At 32.0% G+C, this 23,579-nt stretch carries 20 protein-coding genes; 4 read left to right on the top strand and 16 right to left on the bottom strand.

The window, feature by feature from the left end:
- The first annotated feature begins 111 nt into the window (after nt 1-111).
- A complete protein-coding gene (locus tag CPG45_RS04345; protein ID WP_096230796.1) occupies nt 112-957 on the top strand; it encodes an AraC family transcriptional regulator in 846 nt (281 codons plus the stop codon).
- Between the two features lie 336 nt (nt 958-1,293).
- On the opposite strand, the gene CPG45_RS04350 is transcribed toward CPG45_RS04345, so the two are convergent.
- From CPG45_RS04350 to CPG45_RS04385, 8 genes are all read right to left on the bottom strand, one after another.
- Nucleotides 1,294-2,223, bottom strand: a complete 930-nt coding sequence (locus tag CPG45_RS04350) for an aldose epimerase family protein (protein ID WP_096230797.1) — start codon at nt 2,221-2,223, stop codon at nt 1,294-1,296.
- A 140-nt stretch (nt 2,224-2,363) separates the two neighbouring features.
- Nucleotides 2,364-3,401, bottom strand: a complete 1,038-nt coding sequence (locus CPG45_RS04355; RefSeq protein WP_096230798.1) for an arabinose ABC transporter substrate-binding protein — start codon at nt 3,399-3,401, stop codon at nt 2,364-2,366.
- Between the two features lie 95 nt (nt 3,402-3,496).
- A complete protein-coding gene (locus CPG45_RS04360) occupies nt 3,497-4,483 on the bottom strand; it encodes an ABC transporter permease (protein WP_096230799.1) in 987 nt (328 codons plus the stop codon).
- Nucleotides 4,467-5,987: a sugar ABC transporter ATP-binding protein gene (locus CPG45_RS04365; protein WP_096230800.1), complete on the bottom strand. Its 1,521-nt coding sequence runs from the start codon at nt 5,985-5,987 to the stop codon at nt 4,467-4,469. Before CPG45_RS04365 ends, CPG45_RS04360 begins: the two co-directional genes overlap by 17 nt.
- Nucleotides 5,988-6,200: 213 nt before the next feature.
- Nucleotides 6,201-7,850, bottom strand: coding sequence for a response regulator transcription factor (locus CPG45_RS04370; RefSeq protein ID WP_096230801.1), 1,650 nt, complete (start codon nt 7,848-7,850; stop codon nt 6,201-6,203).
- 20 nt (nt 7,851-7,870) lie between these two features.
- Nucleotides 7,871-9,661, bottom strand: a complete 1,791-nt coding sequence (locus CPG45_RS04375; RefSeq protein ID WP_096230802.1) for a sensor histidine kinase — start codon at nt 9,659-9,661, stop codon at nt 7,871-7,873.
- Nucleotides 9,662-9,884: 223 nt separating this feature from the next.
- Nucleotides 9,885-11,225 (bottom strand): PhoH family protein, encoded by a 1,341-nt coding sequence (locus CPG45_RS04380; RefSeq protein WP_096230803.1) that lies wholly within the window; start codon nt 11,223-11,225, stop codon nt 9,885-9,887.
- Nucleotides 11,226-11,421: 196 nt separating this feature from the next.
- A complete protein-coding gene (locus tag CPG45_RS04385; RefSeq protein WP_096230804.1) occupies nt 11,422-11,781 on the bottom strand; it encodes a LysM peptidoglycan-binding domain-containing protein in 360 nt (119 codons plus the stop codon).
- A gap of 291 nt (nt 11,782-12,072) precedes the next feature.
- Between CPG45_RS04385 and CPG45_RS04390 the strand changes: the two genes are divergently transcribed.
- Together CPG45_RS04390 and CPG45_RS04395 are read left to right on the top strand one after the other, a co-directional pair.
- The gene (locus CPG45_RS04390; RefSeq protein WP_096230805.1) at nt 12,073-13,266 is read left to right on the top strand and encodes an IS110 family RNA-guided transposase; all 1,194 of its coding nucleotides are present in this window, start codon (nt 12,073-12,075) and stop codon (nt 13,264-13,266) included.
- A gap of 260 nt (nt 13,267-13,526) precedes the next feature.
- On the top strand, nt 13,527-13,955 hold the full coding sequence (locus CPG45_RS04395; protein WP_096230806.1) for a PPC domain-containing DNA-binding protein: 429 nt from the start codon (nt 13,527-13,529) through the stop codon (nt 13,953-13,955).
- Between the two features lie 96 nt (nt 13,956-14,051).
- Here CPG45_RS04395 and CPG45_RS04400 read toward each other — a convergent pair whose 3' ends face one another.
- The 4 genes from CPG45_RS04400 to CPG45_RS04415 form a co-directional block, all read right to left on the bottom strand.
- Nucleotides 14,052-15,116 (bottom strand): NAD(P)/FAD-dependent oxidoreductase, encoded by a 1,065-nt coding sequence (locus tag CPG45_RS04400; RefSeq protein WP_502695814.1) that lies wholly within the window; start codon nt 15,114-15,116, stop codon nt 14,052-14,054.
- 31 nt (nt 15,117-15,147) lie between these two features.
- On the bottom strand, nt 15,148-16,242 hold the full coding sequence (locus tag CPG45_RS04405; protein ID WP_096230807.1) for an FAD-dependent oxidoreductase: 1,095 nt from the start codon (nt 16,240-16,242) through the stop codon (nt 15,148-15,150).
- Between the two features lie 2 nt (nt 16,243-16,244).
- Nucleotides 16,245-16,703, bottom strand: a complete 459-nt coding sequence (locus CPG45_RS04410) for a ferritin family protein (protein ID WP_096230808.1) — start codon at nt 16,701-16,703, stop codon at nt 16,245-16,247.
- 114 nt (nt 16,704-16,817) lie between these two features.
- Entirely contained in the window at nt 16,818-17,753 is a 936-nt protein-coding gene (locus CPG45_RS04415) for an L-lactate dehydrogenase (protein ID WP_096230809.1), read from the bottom strand.
- Between the two features lie 415 nt (nt 17,754-18,168).
- On the opposite strand from CPG45_RS04415, the gene CPG45_RS04420 reads away from it, so the two are divergent.
- Entirely contained in the window at nt 18,169-18,903 is a 735-nt protein-coding gene (locus CPG45_RS04420; protein ID WP_096230810.1) for a DUF881 domain-containing protein, read from the top strand.
- 35 nt (nt 18,904-18,938) lie between these two features.
- Here the strand turns inward: CPG45_RS04420 and CPG45_RS04425 are convergent, their stop codons facing one another.
- From CPG45_RS04425 to CPG45_RS04440, 4 genes are all read right to left on the bottom strand, one after another.
- Entirely contained in the window at nt 18,939-20,051 is a 1,113-nt protein-coding gene (locus tag CPG45_RS04425) for a GNAT family N-acetyltransferase (protein ID WP_096230811.1), read from the bottom strand.
- Nucleotides 20,024-20,644 carry a DedA family protein gene (locus CPG45_RS04430; protein ID WP_096230812.1) on the bottom strand — a complete coding sequence of 207 codons (621 nt, stop codon included), beginning with the start codon at nt 20,642-20,644 and terminating at the stop codon, nt 20,024-20,026. Before CPG45_RS04430 ends, CPG45_RS04425 begins: the two co-directional genes overlap by 28 nt.
- A 172-nt stretch (nt 20,645-20,816) precedes the next feature.
- Nucleotides 20,817-21,983: a glycogen synthase gene (gene glgA / locus CPG45_RS04435; RefSeq protein ID WP_096230813.1), complete on the bottom strand. Its 1,167-nt coding sequence runs from the start codon at nt 21,981-21,983 to the stop codon at nt 20,817-20,819.
- Entirely contained in the window at nt 21,976-23,556 is a 1,581-nt protein-coding gene (locus CPG45_RS04440) for a hypothetical protein (protein ID WP_172856475.1), read from the bottom strand. The genes glgA and CPG45_RS04440 overlap by 8 nt, the downstream gene beginning before the upstream one ends.
- Between the last annotated feature and the right edge of the window lie 23 nt (nt 23,557-23,579).

A 23,579-nucleotide genomic window follows, 5' to 3' on the forward strand; every position in this document is an offset into this window, starting at 1 on the left:
TTCTATTTATATTTTATAATATATTTATTAAGTTATCATTATCGATTCTTGCCATAGTTTTTATAAATATTGCTGTTTAAATATCGTTTACTATAAAGGAGATTGTATATAATGCATGTTAATGAAAAAGGCGTCCTTGAAAATTCAGAAGCATATTTTCATACACCTAGTAGCTTAGCTAAATCATTGTTCTTTTATTTTATCTGTGCAGGGCATTTCTACTGCGATGACAAATATTCTGTAAAGCGCAATAATTATAATAGCTACCTTTTAATGTATATAAAAGATGGTGAGGGCCAAATATTCTTTGACCAAAAAGCATTTCAAGCTAAGGCTAATGATGTTGTCTTACTCAATTGTCATGAGCCACATGCATATACAACTAAAAAGTGGGAGACATACTGGATACATTTTGATGGAAACATGAGTAAAGAATTCTTTGACCTTTTGTATAGTAGATATGGAGTCGTATTTCCTTTAAATGGCTCTATAATTATTCCAAAATATTTAAAAGAGATTATTGAGGATTACCAAAATTCAAAAATCCCCAATGAAGCCCTTGTATCATGCTATATACAGAGAATGCTGACAGAATTATTGTTTATATCAAGCGAAACAAATGCAGCAGATGATCTTAAATCAAATCAAATTCAAGATGCAATAAACTTTATCAGGCTTAACTACAAAGATAAACTTACAATAGATACGATATCACAGCATGCATCTATGAGCCCATTTCACTTCAGCAGGGTTTTTAAAAAAGAAACAGGGTATTCGCCATATGAGTATTTGACTATGATACGTTTAAATAAAGCAAAAACCCTTTTAAAAAGCACAAAGATGAGCATAAAAGAAATCGCAAATGAGGTGGGATATAATAGCGAGTCCAATTTCGTCACAAATTTTAAAGAACATAACAAAATGACACCAACTGAATTTAGAAAGACGTCTTTTTAAATTAAAGTTACCGTCATTTATCAAATTAATTTAGTCAAAAACTCCATATTTTTCTCAGATTATATTTCCTGATAATAAATTTATTGTTAATATAAAATTATATTAATTGTCAAATTATTTTAGCAATAACAAAGGGATATAAAAGTGCCATTTTCAATATTATCCAGAATTAATAGTTAAATATATTAATTGGTACATTAAACCAAAAACAATCCAGTATTGGCTAAGTTCATGCCTAAAAGACGGTATAAGGCATTAAAACTAGGTCGCAAACGACAGAGGCAAGTACAGAAAAATGTATAAAATTTTTATAAAAATTAATATCTTGCAATATAACTATTTTAAACTAATCTTAATGTCAAAGTCTAATTCCTTTCCACCTTCAAGATAGAATAATCTATTTTTATTCTTTGCAATATCTATGCTGTCATAAAATCCGTTAGTAGGTTCAAATGCGCAGTTATAGTCTCCTCTAAATCCTCCCTCTGTCACCCAAAATCCTAAATATGGAAGCTTTTCTTTGTCAAATTCGACTACATATTTTACATCTTTAGAAGGATAATAAACATTACAGTATCCGTTTATAACTTTATCATTTACATAATATTTTTCTGTATTGTTTGAACTTAACGGTAACACTCTATCGAGATGGTATTCCTCATCATTTATGTCCTTTGTTACAGGATAGCTATGTACCGTGTCGACAGCCCCTAACCTTTTGCTTTTCTGGACATTCACAACATCTTTTGTACCATCAGGAAAATTTACTTCCATATCTTCTTCGCAATTTATTAAGCAGTGCATTGCCCATATGCATGGAAATGCTTCTCTTCTATTGTTTTTTATATTGTAATGAATATTTAATTTCTCTCCATCAATTGATATGGTCTTTTCGTATCTATATGGCAGTATAACACTATCAAACCAAAGCTTTAATATATCTCCAACCGCTTCATAATTAAAACTTGACGACCATACTTCGCCATGATCTGGATATACAACATCTTTACCATCATATCTAACAACACATTTATCGATTGTCGGAAATGCGTCATCAAAACCAGATGCATCAAATTTTGAAAAATCATCATAAATTTTAGCTTTTATATATGCATCTCCTTTGTTCTGAAAAAGGAGCTCAAAGTCCTTGTTCTTATTATATATTGAAGCTATCTTGCCTCCAATAGTAGGTAAAACTAAAACTCTTAAGATATCATCCTCAAATTTTATCGCTTCTGTACCTTTAAAAATGGTCTTTTCTATCATGCGAGTTATTCCTTTCTTTTTTTATTTATACGTTACATAAATTTGCAATATCGTCTTTTAAATAAACTTATTAATTTTTTAGATATTAAAAAGGCATATAATGTTTTATACTATATATGCCTTTTTATACTATTATTTAACTAATCAGCATATTTCCCCATAACTTGTTTGTAATTATCTTTTGTAACTATAATAGCTTTTACAGCAACTTCCTTAGGAATAGGTGTGCCATACAGTAAATAATTCATCATCTCTTTAGCAGCTGTTGCTCCTACATCATCAGCTGAAAAATATGTTGCAGCTTTCATTGCTGAATATGGTTTCTTAAACTCATCTTTTGCCATATATGCTCCCATTCCAATTACTACTGATTGTTTATCCAATCCTGCCTGTTCCAATGCTCTTGTTGCACCAACAGCTCCCTCCTCATTAGCTGTCATAACCATCCACTTTTTAATTTCAGGATGCGCTGTAAATATAGGTGCAGCCGCATTAAATCCTTTCTCTGTTTGCCCATCATAATCTGCTTTAAATATTCTTGAATCTGGGAAATCTGGTATAATTTCCTTAAACTTTTCCAATTCACCTTTTGTTCTAGGTACGCAGCTAGAAACCGTATCCATTGTTAATATAAGAAGTCCAGCTTCTTTATCCTTGTCCAAACCATTTTGCTTTGCATAGTTTGCCATCCATTCACCATTTGTTTTTCCAATGTTATATGCATCAATACCCACCCATGGAACTAATTTATTGCCGTTTTCATCTTGCAATGCATCATCTACTGCTATTACTGGTATGTTGGCAGCTTTAAGTTTATCAACTACTGCCTTCGAAAGCTTTTGATCTGGTGTGCATGTCAATACTCCTGACACCTTTTGCGCAATTACATTATCTATGTCCTGTAAATATGTGTCTGGATTCATCTTTGCATCAATAAACATGAATTTACTTGCACCCATTTGTTTTGCAGCAGCCTCAGACGCTTTCCCTTCATTTATAAACCAAGTTTGATCACCTGCTTTATAAATTCCAGCGATAACAATATTCTTTTTATCAGATGTTTGTGATGAGGATTGGTTATTTTTTGTTTTGCCTCCATTACTTGATCCACACCCAACAAGTAGCGAAATTATTAAGATCATGACAATGCCAAGCTGCAATAAACCTTTCCCTTTCATAGATAATCCTCCTCGTTTTTATATTTTTTATTTAATTCACCCTTAATTAGGGAAAACTTTATTCTTATTTTTGTATTTATAAAAATTTTACTGCATTATCCCTTTATACTAGCTTCCAATAGCTTTTTCTCTCTACTTTGTTTTCTGAAGTAGTCAAATGTTAGAGCAATTAATAAGAGTAAGCCCCTTGCTACATACTGCCAAAATACCGGTACATTCAGCATAATTAATCCTGTATTAAATCCTTGAAGTATAAAAACACCAAGTACAGTGCCGAAAATGGTTCCAACACCGCCGCTCATTGCTGCACCACCCAAAACAGCTGCCGTTATTGCATCAAATTCAAGACCATTAGCAGCTGCAGGCTGTCCGGAACTCATTCGTGCTGCAAGAACAATACCACCTATCGAACACAATACCCCTGTTATTATATATAGCATTAATGTAATGCGCTCAGGATTTAGGCCGGCTAATCTTGCCGCTTCTTTATTTCCACCTATGACATAGACACTTCTTCCAAATCTCGTTTTTGACAATATTATTCCAAATATAACAAATGCTAGTATTAATATTATAACAGGAATTTGTATACCCATTATTTTGTTTTTCCCGAAATTAATAGTTATTTGATCCATGATATATATTGGCAAACCACCGGATAGGATATATGCAAATCCTCTCATTATAGACATTGTTGCTAGTGTTGCAATAAATGGTTCTAATTTAATTTTATTTATTGCATAAGCATTTATTATGCCGACCAATGCGCCAGTAATCAATACTACTATTACTGTTGGAAAGAAGCTAAAACCTCTTTGTAACAATACTGCGGTTAATACGCTCGCGAAAGCAACAACAGAACCAGCAGATAGGTCAATAAGCAGTGCTATAATTAAATATGTTTCACCAATTGCTACTAAACCTGTTACGGATGCTGCTACAAGGACATTCATTAAATTTGTTGTACTAAAATAATTATTATTAAGTATCGAAAATACTGCAATAATAGCAATTAGCGCGATAATCAGCCCTAATCTATCAGCTGGTACATATGAAAAGAAATTACTAAATTTTTTCTTCATATAGATCCCCACTTTCTTCTAACATAGCAAATGATAATACTCTTTCTTCACTTGCATCTTTTCTTAAAACTTCACCGGTTATTTTCCCTGATTTCATGACTATAATACGATCACATAGTCCAATGACTTCCGGTAATTCAGAAGAGATAACTATAATCCCCATTCCTCTTTTAGAAAGTTCACATATTAAATGATAAAGCTCTGATTTTGCACCTACATCTATACCTTTTGTTGGTTCATCAAGTATCAATACTTTCGGATTTGTTACAAGACCCCTTGCTACAATAGCTTTTTGCTGATTTCCACCGCTTAGTTCTACTATTTTTTTATCTTGATCAGGTGTTTTAATTTTAAAATTCAAGATATTGTCTTCAGCAATTTTAGTTTCTTTTGCATTACTAATAAACCCAAATTTATTACAGATTTCTTTCATAATTGATATAGTAATATTTCTACCGACACTTAAATTAGGAATAATTCCTTGTGTTTTTCTATCCTCTGGAACCAATACAATGCCATTCTCAAGCGCATCATTCGGTGAATGATTGACTATTTTCTTACCATCTAGGTATATCTCACCACCTCTTAATCTATCAGCACCAACAATTGCCCTCATTACCTCTGTTCTTCCTGCACCAACAAGCCCTGAAAAACCAAGTATTTCACCCTTTCTAAGAGAAAAAGATATGTTTCTGATATAATCAGAACTGATGTTTTTAACTTCAAGTAATGTTTCACCAATATCTTTATTTCTATCAAGCTCATTGAAAATATCCCCAAGGTCACGTCCAACCATCAATTTAATCAGTTCTCTTTCAGTAAGTTCACCATTATCAACTACTTTTACTAATCTACCATCTTTAAATATCGCAATTTTATCAGCTATCTCTTTTAATTCTTCCATCCTGTGTGAAACATACAAAATAACTTTTCCTTCTTTTTTAAGTTTTCTGATTGTTTTAAAAAGTATCTCGATTTCGTTATCTGATAAGCTAGCTGTCGGTTCATCAAATGCTATAACTTTTGATTCCCTTATATAAGATTTCATTATCTCGACCATTTGCTGGTGTGCGACACTTATATTTTTTACTTTTGACCTTGGATTAATAGGTAATCCGAATTCATCAATTACTTTTTGTGTATCATCATACAGCTTTTTCACATCAATTAACTTGTTGCTTTTTATTGGTAGATGACCTAAAAAAATGTTTTCAGCCACGCTAAGCTCTTTTAATACTTGTCTTTCCTGATAAATAACACTTATGCCTGCTTCTATTGCTTCATTCGGAGTACTAAAATGTTTTACTTCCCCATTTAACAAATATTGACCATATGTTGGCTGATAATCTCCATTTAGGATTTTTAATAATGTTGATTTTCCAGCACCATTTTCGCCGAGCAGTGCTAAAACTTCACCTCCATATGCTGTAAAGCTAATATTGTCTAGTGCTTTAACACCTGGAAAATATTTTGTTATATTCTTAAATTCAAGAGTATTGTTCATGGTTTCCCCCCTTTTAGGTTTTTATTTTGACAATAGTTTTTAAGTAATCCTTTAACTATTAATACTTGCTTATTACGATATTATTTTATGATAGTATAGTAAAAAGTGGAATTTAATATTTTAACTTTTTTTATCTTATATTAACCAAAGATGAAAATAAAAATTATATAATATTAACATTTCTTATACTTTTTTAACTTAAAAAGCTGGCACTTATATATTGCCAGCTTTGCGGATATTTGAGCTTTCTCTATATTCAATAGGAGTTTTACCTGTTATTTTTCTGAATTTTAGACTGAAATATTGTGCATTTGAGAAGCCAACTTTTTCAGCTATTTCATATAGTTTATCATTAGTTGTAACAATAAGCTTTTTTGCTTTTTCTATCCTATAATTAATTATATAGTCTGTTATATTTACACCTGTTTCCTGCTTAAATAATCTACATAAATACCCCTTATGGAGTCCTATTTCATCAGATATTTCTTCAAGGCTTATATCCTTGTTATAGTTTTTCTCGATATATTCAATTGCTTCCTTAATTCTAAAACTATATTTTTTATCATCCTTATTGAGCTGTAAATTAATCATTTTAACCAATATTTGAGAAAACCATTCACAGATTTCCTGTACAGTTTCAAACTCATCAGGTTTTTCCACAGGCAAATAATTGCATTCAAATAGGTCTATATAATTTATGCCATGTTCTTTACAGTTTTCCATGATGATATTAAACAAGCAAGAATTAATGTATTTTAAATAATTATACTGCATAAAACCACTTAAATTATTGTTATAAAGAACTTCAACTTCTTTTTTAGTCTTCTCAATATCACTTTTATCAATAAGCTCTTTAAGTTCATCCAATTTTTTGTCCAAAGCACCCATATCTATGTTTGACACTTTTGCAATATTGGTATTATAAAATATCGTTTTACCTTTTCCCATGAAAATTCTAAGTTTTGCAGCATTTAATGCTTCATTATAGTATTTATTGATATTTTTTAGATCATGAAAGCTTTCGCTAACACCGATTGTAAGCTTTAAGTCCATATATTTTGTCATACCTTTCCTAATTCTTTGGCATATTGTATGACTGTCTGCATAAAACTTAAGTTGACTCGTAATGCTTTCCAAACAAACAATGGCAACAAATTGTCCATTTTCGTTGTAGAAACATTCACCGCCAAAATAGCCATCTATGGATTCATTTATAATTTTTTTTATCTGATAGTTAAATATCTTTAATTCAGTATATTTCATTTCTTCAGTTAATTTTTTATAATCATCAATAAATATACATAAAACTAAAAAATAACTCGTTCTAAAATTCAGATTGAATTTGTCAATATAGTTATTCATTTCCTCCATCGTCATATTTTCAAAAGTTAGAGACTTAAGTGCAATATTCTTTAATTCTTCCTTATAATTATAATCACTTGTGTCAAACACCACTTTATTGTAATTCGTAAATTTTTCTTTTTCCTCTTCAAGTTCCCTCTTTACTTTTTCTAAAAGTTCATATAAGTCATTGGATGTCAGCAGATCCTTTAAAAGGTAGTCACTGGCACCTAATTTTATAGCTTCTTTTGCATAATAAAAGTTTTCGTGGCAACTCAAGATAACAAACTTCTGGTTTCTTTTTAACATACGCACTTCCCTTATAAACTCAAGTCCATCCATTACAGGCATTTGTATATCTGTTATTATTAAGTCAGGTTTATACTTAATGTATTTATCAAGGGCTTCCTTGCCATTTTTTGCACTGTCAACAATCACAAAAGATGTCTTTTCCCAATCAATGAGGTAATTGAGTGTTTCCCTTGCAGGTTTTTCATCATCAACAACCATTACTTTATACAAAGTAATCACTCCTACTCAAATTATTCTATATTTGGAATATAGAAACTAATACATGTACCAATACCGATTTTACTAAATATCTTCAATCTAAACTCATCGCCATAATATAGCTTAAGCCGTTCATCAACATTTACTAAACCTATTTTATTAAAACTTCTTTTATTCTCCAATGGCACGTTTTTCATTATATTTTGTATTTCATCTTCACTCATCCCAACTCCATCATCGATAACTGCAACAGATATTTTATCATCAACACATTTAAATCTAACAATGATAGTACCATGTGAGTCCTTTGGTGCAATACCATGAAATAGCGAATTCTCCACAAGTGGCTGAAGTATAAGTTTAGGAATTTTTTTATATTTAAGTTCTTCAGGTAAATCATAGGTAAAATCTGCTATCTTATCATATCTGCATTCTTGTATTTTTAGATAACTTTTAACCAAAGAGATTTCTTCTTCAATAGTAATAAATTGTTTTCCAACTGACATACTGGCTCTTAAAAGTATATTAAATGACTGTATCATTTCTCTTATGTCATTTGCTCCATCTTTAAGGGCAAGATATTCTATCGAATTTAAAGTATTATACATAAAGTGGGGATTTATCTGTGATTGCAGTGAGTCTAACTGATACTGTAAGGCCATCACCTCAGCTTTTTTCTTCTCCTCCTGCTCTTTATATATATCATTTATTAAACTTTTTATGCTTTCAACCATTCTATTAAAACCCGTTGCAAGGTGTTTTAACTCGTCATTTGTATTTGCCTTTACTTTTTCCGGCCATACACCATCTTCCAATTTCTTCATAGCATTTCCAATATCTAGTATAGGGTCTGTAATCTTTTTAGAAATAAGAAAACCTATAATCGCAACCATAATTATGCACAAAATACCTATTCCGTATATTATCATATTCATTAACCACAATTTTTCTGTAAGCCTTTGTTTTGATACCAGTCCTATTGCAAGCCAGTCGGGATAACCATTTAATTCCTTACTATATGCCAAATAATTCTTATTATTAATATTTATTGAGTTAACACTGTTGCCTATCACCGTAGTATCCATTTTATCAATTTTTGCAATATCATGCTTGTAAGGTATATCACCTATACTATATATTAATTGACCGCTCTTATCAACTATAAATGTTGCATCGAATGTATCAGTACAAAATGGTTTGATATCACTAAATAAATCTTCTTTTTTTAGATTAATCAGTATATAGCCAAGTTTACCGTAGTCTTTATTGCTTAAATACTCTGCATAGTATGTGATAGTCATGTTTTCTTCTTGATCCGTTGGAAATGTAATAGGTGTAGAAAATCTGCTAAAATAATCACCATTAACAAAATTTTTATAATTCTTATTATCTATTATCATATCTCTATATTGTTTTATTGAATAGAGTGGATTTAATACATGGTTATCAGCGCTTACTGCTATAATATTGCTTACAAGGCTATTTCCATATAAGTATTTGCTTGATAATATATTTGAAATATTTAATGCTTTACTCTTTTCATCATCGTCTGTATACGTCCTCATAGCCATTAAATTTTGTACATTTTGGTCATTTCTTATATAAGTAAATAAAGTCTTTACATCATTCAGCCTTCTATCAATGTCCCGTGTAATAATGCTCATCTTTTGCTCGACTATATTATTTGTCAAATCAATAAACTGCTTTGAAAAAATTGTAATAATTGTGAAGCTAATCGCTATTATAATTAAAATTATAAGCAATGAATAGTATATAGCAATCCTATTTCTAATATGTTTAATCCTTATTAATTTTAATTTCAATAAACTTACACCTGCCTATAATGAAATCCTTAATCTCATTAAAAACTCACTAATAATAATTATATATTCTATATTAGATTCGCGAATTCCTGCTTTTATTGCAAAAAATATGATAAATCCTATACTAAAATAACTTTTGAGGTCCTCTTTGCATACATTAAATTGTGTTTACGTTAACATATAAATTAAAAAAAGTGGTATACATCAATATATACCATTTTTATCAAAGGACTTTAGCCGCAAGTTCTGCAACTTCCGATCTTTCGCCTTTTATCAATGTCACATGACCTGCAATTTTATACTCTTTGAATTTATCTACAACCTGTGTTAAGCCGTTACTTGTCGAATCAAGATACGGGTTATCTATTTGCTCTGGATCTCCTATTAGCACTATCTTGCTTTCTTCTCCTACCCTTGATATTATGGTTTTTATTTCATGCCGTGTTAAATTTTGAGCTTCGTCTATTATAATAAACTGCTTTGGTATGCTTCTACCCCTTATATATGTGAGAGCTTCTATTTCAATATTTTTTATTCCTGCTATTATATCTTCTATATTTGTGCTGCTTTTCCTTCCTCTAAAAAGATATTCAAAATTATCATAAATCGGCTTCATCCATGGCTTTAATTTTTCATCTTTATCACCTGGAAGATACCCAATATCATTTCCCATTGGAACTATAGGCCTCGCAATCAATAATTTATTGTATTTTCTTTCATCCTGTGTCTTAAAAAGCCCGCAGGCAAGTGCTAACAAAGTTTTACCTGTCCCTGCTTTGCCTGTTAATGTTACTATAGGTATATCATCTCTTAGTAAAAGATCTATCGCCATCTTTTGTTGGACATTTCGCGGTGTGACATCCCATATGGATTCAGGCGAATAAAGATGTTCAAAGGTATTGTCCGTAGCATTGTATCTTGAAACGGCAGATTTATTGCTACCAAATATATCTTTAAATATGACATATTCATTAGGATAAATATTTTGTATATATTTTAACTGCTCTATATCATCTTTATTTAAATATTTTTCTATATAAAAAGAATCTATAAGAGATGGATGAACATTTACAGTTATAAATCCCGTATATAGTTCATCATAATTAACAATCTTGTCTGATAGATAATCTTGTGAAGTGAGTCCAAGAGATTCGGCTTTAACTCTCATAATAACATCTTTTGACACAAGGATTACAGGCATGGGATCATCTTTACGCATTTCTTCAAGATATATATTAAGTGCAACAGCAAGTATCCTGTTGTCATTAGTTACATCAACAAAATGCTGTCTTATAGAATCCATAGAGATATGGTTTAACTCGATTTTTAAAGTGCCACCATTTCCAAGATCTACGCCTTCATTAAGTTTCCCATTTTTTCTTAAGTCATCAAGAATTCTCGCAGTATGCCTCGCATTTCTGCCGACTTCGTCCTGATACCTCTTTTTGTCATCTATTTCCTCAACAACGACTGCCGGAATTATCACCTCATTATCCTCGAAGTTATATATTGACATTGGATCGTGTAATAAGACATTAGTATCGAGAATATATTTCTTCTTCAAGGAATTACCCCCTTATGCAAAAAAGTAATATGTACCTTTATTATAATTTTATCATTTATTAATCTCGATTAATATATTTATATGTTAAATCATTGTAAAAATGTATTTATTATATGATCCGGACAAAGCAATATTTAATTTACTTTTATGTAAAAAGTTGATAAAAAAACCTGCAGAATGCAGGTAAAATCATATATTATTTTCCTGGTATTGGCAGGCATATTACTTGCCCAACTTGCAAATAATTTGGATTTACATACGGATTTAGTGCTAATATTTTATCCACCGTTGTTCCAACGGTCTGTGCAATACTGTACAATGTATCACCAGGAGCAACTTCCCAGTAAACACCTGTAGGACACTCAGGTGTTTTGCCATATGGTATTATAGGCGGAAGGCATATTACTTGACCTATCTGTAGATTATTGGGATTTATGCCGGGATTTGCTTTTATTATATCATCAACAGTACTTCCTGTCTTTTGCGCTATGAGCCATAATGTATCACCTGGGCCAATAGTGTAGTACCTCCCCGATGGGCAATATGAATATGGCATTATATCACTCCTTGTATAATATATTTAGGTTAATAAAGGCAACCTATAATCCTTTTTTAGCTGATAAATTATACTTAAAATTGTATAATTAAGTTATTAGATAGAGTATTGTCGTTCACTCCTTGAGATTGAAAGCTCGTACTTGAAAGACTGACACCTCTGTCTGATAAACTGATTACGAATAAGTTGGATGTTGACTAACTCGATTAGTACTTCGAATGTAGAACAAGGCAGTAACGTTTATCAGTTTAGAGGAACTATCTAAAATACATTGATTATGGGTGATTAAAAATGTTTTATTTAGGTATTGATATCGGGAAAAACAATCATGTAGCTTCTTTAATTGATGAAAAATGTAAAATCCTCTTTAAAGCTTTCTCTTTCCCAAACTCTTACGTTGGTGGTGATAGCTTACTTGATAAGCTTGCTTCCTTTAACATCTCTGTTAATAATGTTGAAATTGGTATGGAAGCTACGGGCCACTATTGGTTATCTATTTATTCTTTTCTTGTTGAAAAAGGTTTTGTTATTCATGTTATTAATCCTATTCAAACTGATGGTTGGCGTAAAGGAACTGAAATCAGAAAGCGCAAAACCGACATCATCGATTCTATACTAATTGCAGATCTTATTCGCTACGGTGATTTCTTAGAAACTTCTTTAGCCAACGAAGATACTATCTCTCTTCGCAATCTTTCTCGTTTTAGAAATTACCTCATCAATTCTATAGGTGACCTTAAGCGTAAGACCGTTTGTGTTTTAGATCAAGTTTTCCCCGAATATCAATCTATCTTTTCTAATATCTTTGGACAAACGTCTAAGGAAATCTTACTCCACTTTAATACGCCGGATGATTTTGAAAATATTTCTTCTGAACAATTGCAGCAGGTTTTGTCTGAAATTACTATGAAAAAATTTGCTATGGATAAAATCAATGAAATTTCTTCTGCTGCTAAAAAATCTTTTGGTATTAAGTTTTGTTTGGATAGTTTTTCTCTGCAATTAAGATTATTAATTGAGCAAATTAATTTTATCGAAAAACAGGTCACAGATGTTGAAGAGCAGATATCAGTTTTACTTGATAAAATCAATTCTCCTATTACTACAATACCTGGCATTGGCAATGTAACAGCTGCAACAATTTTAGGAGAAATAGGAGATATTTCAAGGTTTAAAAATCCATCAAAGCTTGTAGCTTATGCCGGTATTGATGCTTCTATATCACAATCAGGAGAATATAACAGTACAAATAACAAAATGAGTAAGCGAGGTTCTCCTTATCTTAGGAAAGCTCTTTTTAGTGCTGCATTAGTTGCTTCTAATTGTGACCCTGTTTTTAAGGCTTTTTACCAAAAGAAACGTTCAGAAGGCAAACATCACCTTACAGCTATTGGAGCTGTAGCACGCAAGCTTTGCTATACTATTTGTGCTATTTTAAAAAACAACTGTGCTTATGAAGTAAAACTTCCTAAAAATGATTGTTAGTAAATCATACTAATTACATATATTTACTTTTAACTTGGTATTACCAGGTTTATTTGTCATGCATTTTTATTCACCCTCTTGGCAAAATTTTTTTATTTTTTTCTATTGACTTTTTATAGTTGGTCTTTCACCATTTGTTAATATAATATGCAATGTAAAATTTATGGTGAATTTATTAGTTTATATAAATATTATTGTGGTATAATTGTTATAGGGTGAAAATTTATGAAAAATTTAAATAATTATTAAGGAGTGTAATTATGGGATACATAAATATCGATGTGAAAAGAAGATTGATGGGTCGGTTTCAGTATGATAATGATTTGTTGCAAGAGATTAATAAACTCATTATAAATGAAAATATACGCTCGGGTGAAATAAGGCTTATAGGTGCAGTTAAAAAAGCAAGATTTGGCTTCTTTGATCAAGCCACAAGGGAATACAAATTCATCGAAAAAAATGAACACATGGAGATATTAAGTGCAATAGGCAATATTTCAATAAAAGATGGAAAGCCATTTCCACATGTACATATTGCACTCGCTGATAAAAATGGAAATGTGCATGGTGGTCACCTCATGGAGGGAACAAAGATATTTGCAGCAGAGTTTGTTGTCGTCGATTACGGTGAAAATAAGCTTGAAAGAATTGATGACGAATTTACAGGATTACAGCTTTGGAATCTATAATACGGATAAATTTAAATAACTTAATTAAAAGGCATCCTTTGTGGTGCCTTTTAAATTTGTATCAGCAACCATTTCTTTTTACTATCACTTAATAATCTATTTTAATATCCGAATAATTGGGTGTGCGTATTTTATTACATTTATATTTGACCCATAGATGACATTTCTTATAATAGGCAAACCAAGCAGTCTTATAAATCTATCATAGTCCTTGTTTTGAAGTTTATCTATAAATGTTCTATAGTTTGTAAGGATCTCAACTTTTTTTACAATTTTTTTAACCATCTTCTCATAGTCCTTACCCATTGCAATCGACCTTGCTGCAAAGATGCCACTTTCTATTGCATGAAACGCTCCGAGTCCTAGAAGCGGGTCAATAAAACCTGCTGCATTTCCAACAAAGTATATATTATTTACCTTATGCTCTTTTGCGATGCCTGTATCGACATCCAGCTCAAATGTCTCAATAATTTCATAATTTAGTCCTTCATTGTGTAAAAATAGATTCCATAAATCATCGAGTTCACCATGCTGTGCATATGTCGTTATAAGAGCAAGTGTTGCTCTATGTTGGTCGAATGGCATAAGATATCCATATCCAGACCTAGCATAGTCTGTATTAAACCACAATACAGCTGTATACGGGTCAAAATCGCCAAGTACCGTCGCACCTTTTACCCAAGTCGTTATAGTTGTTTTCCACTCAGAAAGCTGCTCGATAATACTGCTATTTCCTGTTGCTACAACTACAAAGTCATAATCATTTGCAAGCTCTCTATAGTCGGGATTTACATTATAATTTATCTTTGAAGTCACAGATCTAACTAATTGATTTTCTAATGAATTAACGTCCTGACTTCTTAAAATAAAATATCCGAGATTACCTCTTACTGTTGCTTGATATTTGGGAGAGTGCATTATAACAGTGCTCATCCTTCTCACAGGTTCTAATGAAATGCCGTACATGCACCTTAAATAATTAAATGGGTCTTTAATCGGTCTATCTTCAATCTGAAAAAATGCCCCAATATTGTTTTGTATTGTCCCTGTCATGTTCTTCCTCTCAAATATAACACAAGGTATACCAAGCCTTTCAAGCTCATGTGCACATGCAAGCCCGGCCAGTCCTGCTCCCATTATTGCCACCCTCATATGCTTCATTTCCTTTCCTGAAGAAATAGCACTTTTCGTTTTATTCCAATTTTTTGAATGGTTTATAGAATATTTCATTTGCTGCATATTTTGTAAAGATTGAAGAGTGTTTAATCACATTAAAATTCGTATCGTACACCAATTGTTTAATTAAAGGCGCCGACAGAATCTTTATCAATCTGTCATATTTATCATTGTCCATAGTATCAATGGCTTTTCTAAGCTCCAACATATTAATATTTTGATTAGACAACTGAAGCATCTCTTTCTCAAAATCACTGCCCGTTGCTATGCTTTTAGCAGCTAATGCCCCACTCATTATTGATGCAAACTGTCCGAATCCTAAAAAAGGCTCTATTGCTCCACCAGCATTGCCTATAAAATACAAATTTTCAAATCTATGTGGAAAACAATTGCCTGAAATATGCTCATAATCGTATATATTTACAATATCCATATTAATTTTTTCTATTCTTAAAAAATTATTCCAATACTTTGCAACTTCCTCTCTTGTAACATAGGGCACTATTAGCACAAGTACTGCTCTTTTATCATCAAACGGTGCTAAATATACATATCCGCTTTTACAATAGGCAGTATTTAACCACATTATCAATGAAGTAGGATCAAATTTACCTATTACTTCAGCTATTTTTAGCCTTGTCTCAACGAAATTTTGCCAGCACCCAACTTCTTTTGGTATTTGCTGATTTCCGGTCGCAATTAGAACATAGTCATACTCGCTTTTTAGCTTTTTATAATCTGCATGGACATTGAAATTTATATTTGTCTTTAATTTTTCATAAAGCTGATTTTCTGCAGAAGCGACATCCTGTCCTTTTATAACATAGTATCCAATTCTTCTGCTGTTTATTGTACGTGTTACAGTTGGTCCATGCATAACTACTTTATTAATTACGTTTAGTGGTACAATATTTATATCAAAATTGTTTTTTATATAATCTAACGGATCTTTTATGGGTCTATAGATAATATTTAAGAGCCCGGCGACGTGATTGAAGACATCGCCAACTCTTGATTTTCTCTCAAATATATCAGGTTTTATGCCGTAAGCTTCAAGTCTAATTGCAGCTGTAAGACCAGATGAACCCGCACCTATTATCGCAACTTTCATGATTAATACCCCTTTGGTTTCGTGTAGATTACACTATTTGGCTCTGTCGGCTTCGATTCTAAAGACTCAATATTTTGCTGTAGTATCGATATAAACCTCATTTCCTCATCCCTCATCTCGGTAAAAATTTGTCTTATGTATGGGTTTGTTATTTTTATAAGATTCTCATTATAAAATGATTGCTGGTTAATAAGTTCCTTTACTAAATCCTGCAGTGCATCAAGTATGTCCTGCGACATATTCTTTTTTGTCAGCGAATCGATATGCGTCGTTTTTTGCGCTGTAACAATTTTGTCAACATGATTTAATGCCATTATCTCTATCTGTTTTAATACAGCCTGAACCTGATTATCAGCTATATTTTTCCCATATTCCTTTGCTTTTTTATGTATATTATTTTCCGACTGTTTTGCACTTATAAATGCGCTTAATATCATTTCTTGTGGTGTTATCTTTTGCATTTTACATCACCTTTATATAAGTTTTCCACTTTGCAATTTTATATTCATAAAAAAAGAAGCGGTCTTCCTCATCACATGAAGATTAAACCGTTTCTTTTACATAACAAAGAGTTGTCATATATCAAGCTGTTTTATTACATCTGCCATGACATTTGCAGAATGTCTAAATTTTTCAACTTCCTCATCAGCCAACGGCAGATCAAGTATCCTCGCAACGCCATTTTTACCAACGATTGATGGTAAGCTTAAGGATACATCTTTAACATCATATTGGCCATTTAAAGGTGATGAAACTGTCAATATCGAATTTTCATCCCTTAAGATAGCTTCTACTATCCTTCTTACCGCAAGTGCTACTGCATAATATGTAGCGCCTTTCTTTTCAATTATTCTATATGCGGAATTAACCACATCATCGACAATTTCTTCTCTGAAATTGGACTCGCAAGCCTTACCACATAGATTGCAATATTCATCAATAGGTGTACCAGCTATATTTGTAATGCTCCATGCAGCAAATTCTGTATCACCATGTTCACCTATTATCCTTCCGTGTATATTCCTCGGATCTATGTTGCAATGTTTGCTTAAAAGATACCTAAACCTCGAACTATCAAGTACTGTCCCTGATCCAAATACTCTTCCCCATGGAAGCTTTGCTATCTTATATGTTACATATGTTAGAATATCAACTGGATTTGAGACAATTAAGTATATAGCTTTATCGTTGTATTTCAAAAGTTCTGGTATCATGCTTTTGAAAATAGATGTATTCTTTTTGACAAGGTCAAGTCTCGTTTCGCCGGGTTTTTGATTAGCTCCGGCAGTTACAACTATTACGTCAGCACCTTCGACATCCTTGTAATCACCTGCATATACATTTACAGGTTTTATCAATGGTACACCATGACTTATATCCCATGCATCGCCTATAGCCTTATCTTTATTAAGGTCAACTAAAACAATATCTGTCACTGTTCCGCTTAATGCCAGTGTAAATGCAGATGTAGCACCAACAAAACCAGAACCGATAATAGCAATTTTACTCATAGTAATTCCTCCTTATTGATAAATAGTTTTACTAGATAATAATATTATAACATATCATTCTTTTAAAGTTTAACTGCATTTTCTCCCTGTCAATATAAAAATTTTTAACAACAACTTATTTTAGTAATATTAACCTAAACATTCAATGTTATTTTAACCTTATAATTTTAATATATGTTATATGAGCGATATTGATGAAATAAAAAAATTAATGGATAGATTGTCAAGTAAACAGCAACCATAAGGACTTAAATTAAAATTTTTAATGAAAAGGAATTCGTTACTAATTTGTAATACAATATTAATATTTTTTTAATAAATTTTATTTTTGAACATGCTATATTATATATAACAGATGAAAATAAATAAGCCTGATATAGATATTAACATTTACCCTTGGAGAGGATGAAAAGATATGAAGGGAAAAGTTTTTCAGGTTGTTTCTTTGGTTTTGGTCTTCTTAGTTATGGGCTTTATGATATCTATGCAATTTAAAACAATACAGGGTGATAGCAAGATTGCTGCTGCATCACCGAAAGATAATAGCGCAAAAGTAGATGAACTTACAAATGAACTAAAAAATATCACAAACGAAAAAAATTCACTACAAGCTCAAGTAGCAGAATTAAATCAGAAATTAAATACATTAAATAATTCTTCTTCAAAATACGGCGCTACAATAAATGCTTTAACACAGGATGTAGATAAGTATAAAGAGCTTGCAGGTCTCACAAAAATGATAGGTCCCGGTGTCATTGTCACTGTTAATGATAGCGACATACAGCCAAAAGATGGAGAAGATCCAAATATGTTCCTTGTTCATGACGAAGACCTATTAAAAGTCGTAAATGAATTAAGGGCAGGCGGTGCTGAGGCTATTTCTATAAACGAACAAAGGCTTATAGCAACATCTGAAATAAGATGTGTTGGCCCGGCAATAAACATAAATTCTACAAGATATACACCACCATATGTCATAAAAGCTATTGGTAACCCAGATACATTACAAGCATCATTAAATCTTAAAGGTGGTATTGTAGAAACACTCAGATACTACGGTATAAAAGTTGATATACAAACATCAAATAATATTGTAGTTCCCGCATATGCAGATCCAATTAATCTAAAATATGCAAAAGCAACAAAATAAAATTGCCTCTTACCTTAATACAATAAAAAGCAGGTTCAGTCCTCGCTGAACCTGCTTTTTATCTTATTTATCAATTTGTTTTGAGCTATGATGTAATATAAATAAAATTTTCCAGCAACAGATGGGTATGACGCAACTAAACGCATGTTTCTTTTCTTTAGCTTCGTCCAATTCGCTTTATAACTCTCATCGCCACGCAAAAAATCGTAAATTTCATCGCCAACCTCTATAGAGCGCTTAATAGACAGCCCCAATGTAACAGATCCAACGCTTAACCTGCTGTAGTCAAGGTCATAACCGCTTATATAATAATACCTTCTTCCCCCTATATGATAGCTTAAAAGGCTTGATACAATCTTATCCTTATCTTTTAATTCAAATAAGCTTAATATTCCACGCTCAAGCATATCAAATGCAACATCTTTATGAAAACTTCTCAGCCGCTTCGAATAAAATGCCCCAGGCATGTGCCTCTTTCTCCATCTTTTCTGATGTAATTCAATAAGCCTATCCATTGAATTATCAATATCATTTTCATCTGAAACACATAAAAAGTTTGCATCACATTGTTTGAAAAATCTTTTAATCTCATATTTTATGTTTCGCCTAAATTTACCGTCAAGTGATGCTAAGTACTCATCCCATGTGTCTGGGAGCTCAATATATGGGCAAACATCCTGCACATCATAGTCATAATATAGATTACTGCCTATAATATACGGATATATGTTGCTATCTTCTGGGATATGTTCAAGGTCAAGTACTGTAAATTGATTTATCTTTAGCTCGAGATATTTTATAAGGGACTGATAAAATATCTCCTCACATCCATATCTAACTATAAAGTCAAGGTAATCGCTGTTATTTGAACCTATGAATTTTATCCTTCTTATAGGTAGTCCCATTTCACCAAATGTAATCATAAATGGTGCTATGCCTATCGGCCTGTAGTCATCCATTATAAGTAATACCCAAAGCTTTTTCCCGTAACCAAAATATTTCCACCAATTTATGACCCATTCAAATGTATTAAAAGGATACATTTTTGAGTTTTCCTCAAGCTCATGCCAAATATCCTCTATACTAAGTAACGCCCTCACATTTGTAATAATCTTTATCTCTATGTCAAGTATTTTTCTTTCATCCATAAGAACAACCTCCAGACGATATACATAAATATGATAAATCCACCCAACATTGCAAAATACCACCACCATGGATATTCTTTTCCTATTATATTTATTTTTAAGAGCTGCAATGAGGCAAGATATGAAACATATGTCCAAAACGCTGACCACAAAAGGTCCCCCATAGCCGAATAGACAAAAAATGACTTAAAATCCATGTGTGTAATGCCAGAAGCCCATATCGCCGGTGTTCTAGGTAGCCCAATAAGGCGGCTTATGAGATTCGTCATGCCTCCATATTTTGAAAACCACTTGTCCATACCTTCCAAGTCTTTTGCTGTTATCTTTAAAATATGTCCGTATTTTTCTATAAATGGCCTGCCGCTTTTTGCCCCTATTATATAAGCTATTGTATTGCCTACAACATTTCCAAATGCTGCTATAAGTACAACAGATATAAAATTCATCTGTCCCTTTGATATGAGATATCCTGCCGCAAAAAACAGTATTTCAACTGGGCCTGGCATGCCTGTACCTTCTATTATCAATGCTACAAAAAGAGCCAAATATCCATAATCAATTATCACTCTAAATAATATATTTGTATTATCCATATATACCATCCATATTTCTATTCTATTTATAGTATACAGCTTTATAAAGAAATTTAAAAGTAAAAACAAAAATTTAAGTGTCAATTGGACTGGGTTATTGACAGCAATATTTAAAAATGTAAATAAGGGCTTGATAAATCAAGCCCTTACATAATTCAAACCTTGCAAAATGTTAAATTCTATATTTGTCAACGACATCTTGATACATATCATAAGTCTTCTTTGCTATTGACTCCCAGCTAAACATCTCTTCAACGCGCTTTCTTCCATTTTCACCAAACATCAAAGTTAAATCCTTATTATTGAGAAGCGTATTTATGTGATTAGCTAATTCTAAAGAATTACCCGGTTCAACTAAAAAGCCAGTCTCACCATCGACAACTACTTCTTTTATACCACCTGTAGCACTTGCCACGACCGGTGTCTTACATGCCATTGCCTCGAGATTTATGATACCGAATGGTTCATAAACAGACGGGCATACAAAAACTTCTGCATTGCTGTATAGTTCTATAATTTCTTCCTTTGTTACCATCTTATTAATCCAAATAATATTTGGATAAAGTTTTACCTTCTCTTCCATCTCTAGCTTTATCTCTTCTGTATCTGGTGATGATGCACATAAAACAACTTTGACATCTTTAGGAAGATATTTTACTGCATCAATGAGATGTATTATGCCCTTTTGCCTCGAAATTCTTCCAACAAAGAGAATGTATCTATCATCAATACCGTATTTTGCTCTAGCTATATTCTTATCTGTTTTCTGATACTGGTTTAAATCTATGCCATTATAAATAACTTCAATCTTTTCTTCCGGTACATTATAGCATTTCATTATGTCATCCTTTGAACCATTTGAAACCGCTATAATCTTATCTGCCGCTTCGATCCCCGTCTTCTCCATCCACGAACTTAAATGATACCCATTTCCAAGCTGCTCTTCTTTCCAAGGGCGCAACGGCTCGAGGCTGTGAATTGTTACCACAAGTGGAATATTGTAAAGCATTTTTGCAAAAAAGCCTGCCATAAATGTGTACCATGTATGGCAGTGAACAATGTTAGATGTAATCGGATCTTTTACCATTGCAAGGTCTGTTGATAATGGTCCCAATGCCTTTTGATATCTACTATCAGAACCTTCTTTTAATAACTCCCAATTTTTATAACCTTTTACAGACAAATGATCACCACTAACATTTTGATCACCGAAACACCTTACATCGACATCCATAAGTTTCGCAAGTTCCCTTGTCAAATAATCTACATGAACACCAGCACCACCATATATATTAGGCGGATATTCATTTGTAAATAAAGTAACTTTTAGTTTACCCATAATATGCCTCCTCCACATCGACTCTTTTATTTTTAAGACCTTCTATACATTCTATAATTCCTTTAAGAGGTATCTTAAACCATGTAGGTCTGTTATTAACCTCATAAATTGCTTCGAATAATGCCTTATCTAATTTATACAGAGCTATTATAGCATCAAAATGTTCCACATCAGGTATCAAATCCGGTGTAACGGACTTTATAGTATTTATATAATTATCGATAAATATATTAGTTACAACATCTGCCCATATAGATAAAAGATTTTCTACATTCTTTATATCATAGCCTTTATTCGGTAAGCTATCCTTGTATTCAAAATACGCCGAATATGCCGCGTAATTAAAGGATCTTATCATACCAGCTACATCCTTTAATGGGGACAAATGCTTGCTTCTTTCGCAAATTGATTTTGTTGGTTCCCCTTCAAAATCTATTAAGACATAGCCATAATTTGTCTTTAGTATCTGTTCTAGGTGTAAATCACCGTGGCACCTTATATATTTTCCAAAATTCGGCATGTATTGTTTTATATTGCTGATTTTTTTCAATAAAAATTCCTTATTCGTGGAAATCTTTTTAACCATGTCATTTACTTCACTATCATATATTCCACATTTTATATAATTAAAAAGAAGATTAAGATTTGTTATAATTTCATTTGAAAGGTTATCTATATCTGATTCTTTCGGCTCTGCAACGCCAAAATTTTTATCTTTAACCGCCGACAACCTTATGTGCATATTTGCAATCATCAATGACATTTCTTTTACTTCTTTAAGATAGTCATTACAATTTTCGTAAATATAGCTTAAATCAATCTTATTCCCCTTGTATTTTACTAGAAAATCTTTTAAATAATCTTGTGTATACTGCCACATATCAGCAATATTATCTATATATTCCGCAATCATAGATATAGTATAAATATTGTTGTCACTATCAACGTATAGAAAATATCCCCTTATATCTTGCACATTTGAAAAACCGCTTTTCCTAAGCATGTACGTCATCTCAAGGTCTGGATTTAAACCATGTACCATTCTTCTAAAAGTCTTTATTATCTCATTTTTTTTCAAAAGCGTAAGGCTGTTGCTAGATTTATTGTTAAGCCTTTCTGAATTATATATGTCATATGTCAAAAGTCTATGTGGCACAAGCTTTGCACCAGACACAAAATCTATATTTTTTCCCTCTAACAAAATTCGATCCATACATCTTATATATTCTATATCATCAACCGCATCATAGATGTATGCCGTAAAATTATCACCTTCATATGAGATTAAATAGTCATTACTTAACATATTCTTTCTTATAATTAAAGGAAAATAATAGCGCGACTTTCTTTCATCTGCATTCAACGATTTTACAATAAAATCTATAAATGCAGCAATGATAATAATTGATTCATCGATATACAATATCGCATAATCATAAAGACATTTGTCTACAATATTAAGAGCTTTTTCTTGAAACCATCTAAATCCTCGAATCTTCTCATTATCAATATTTCTGACAATCACACCAAGTTTAGATGGTAATCCTTCGAACCCTTCCTCTCCCTTTTTCATATATATCATTCCTTTCAATGCTC

This window comes from Thermoanaerobacterium sp. RBIITD (genome assembly GCF_900205865.1).
In the GTDB taxonomy this organism is placed as follows: domain Bacteria; phylum Bacillota; class Thermoanaerobacteria; order Thermoanaerobacterales; family Thermoanaerobacteraceae; genus Thermoanaerobacterium.

What these genes read in the sequence shown, in the direction of transcription:
- CPG45_RS04345 (WP_096230796.1), top strand. Translation starts at nt 112, where the DNA reads ATGCATGTTAATGAAAAAGGCGTCCTTGAAAATTCAGAAGCATATTTT.
- CPG45_RS04350 (WP_096230797.1), bottom strand. Translation starts at nt 2,223, where the DNA reads ATGATAGAAAAGACCATTTTTAAAGGTACAGAAGCGATAAAATTTGAG.
- CPG45_RS04355 (WP_096230798.1), bottom strand. Translation starts at nt 3,401, where the DNA reads ATGAAAGGGAAAGGTTTATTGCAGCTTGGCATTGTCATGATCTTAATA.
- CPG45_RS04360 (WP_096230799.1), bottom strand. Translation starts at nt 4,483, where the DNA reads ATGAAGAAAAAATTTAGTAATTTCTTTTCATATGTACCAGCTGATAGA.
- CPG45_RS04365 (WP_096230800.1), bottom strand. Translation starts at nt 5,987, where the DNA reads ATGAACAATACTCTTGAATTTAAGAATATAACAAAATATTTTCCAGGT.
- CPG45_RS04385 (WP_096230804.1), bottom strand. Translation starts at nt 11,781, where the DNA reads ATGCCATATTCATATTGCCCATCGGGGAGGTACTACACTATTGGCCCA.
- CPG45_RS04390 (WP_096230805.1), top strand. Translation starts at nt 12,073, where the DNA reads ATGTTTTATTTAGGTATTGATATCGGGAAAAACAATCATGTAGCTTCT.
- CPG45_RS04395 (WP_096230806.1), top strand. Translation starts at nt 13,527, where the DNA reads ATGGGATACATAAATATCGATGTGAAAAGAAGATTGATGGGTCGGTTT.
- CPG45_RS04400 (WP_502695814.1), bottom strand. Translation starts at nt 15,116, where the DNA reads ATGAAGCATATGAGGGTGGCAATAATGGGAGCAGGACTGGCCGGGCTT.
- CPG45_RS04405 (WP_096230807.1), bottom strand. Translation starts at nt 16,242, where the DNA reads ATGAAAGTTGCGATAATAGGTGCGGGTTCATCTGGTCTTACAGCTGCA.
- CPG45_RS04410 (WP_096230808.1), bottom strand. Translation starts at nt 16,703, where the DNA reads ATGCAAAAGATAACACCACAAGAAATGATATTAAGCGCATTTATAAGT.
- CPG45_RS04415 (WP_096230809.1), bottom strand. Translation starts at nt 17,753, where the DNA reads ATGAGTAAAATTGCTATTATCGGTTCTGGTTTTGTTGGTGCTACATCT.
- CPG45_RS04420 (WP_096230810.1), top strand. Translation starts at nt 18,169, where the DNA reads ATGAAGGGAAAAGTTTTTCAGGTTGTTTCTTTGGTTTTGGTCTTCTTA.
- CPG45_RS04425 (WP_096230811.1), bottom strand. Translation starts at nt 20,051, where the DNA reads ATGGATGAAAGAAAAATACTTGACATAGAGATAAAGATTATTACAAAT.
- CPG45_RS04430 (WP_096230812.1), bottom strand. Translation starts at nt 20,644, where the DNA reads ATGGATAATACAAATATATTATTTAGAGTGATAATTGATTATGGATAT.
- glgA (WP_096230813.1), bottom strand. Translation starts at nt 21,983, where the DNA reads ATGGGTAAACTAAAAGTTACTTTATTTACAAATGAATATCCGCCTAAT.
- CPG45_RS04440 (WP_172856475.1), bottom strand. Translation starts at nt 23,556, where the DNA reads ATGAAAAAGGGAGAGGAAGGGTTCGAAGGATTACCATCTAAACTTGGT.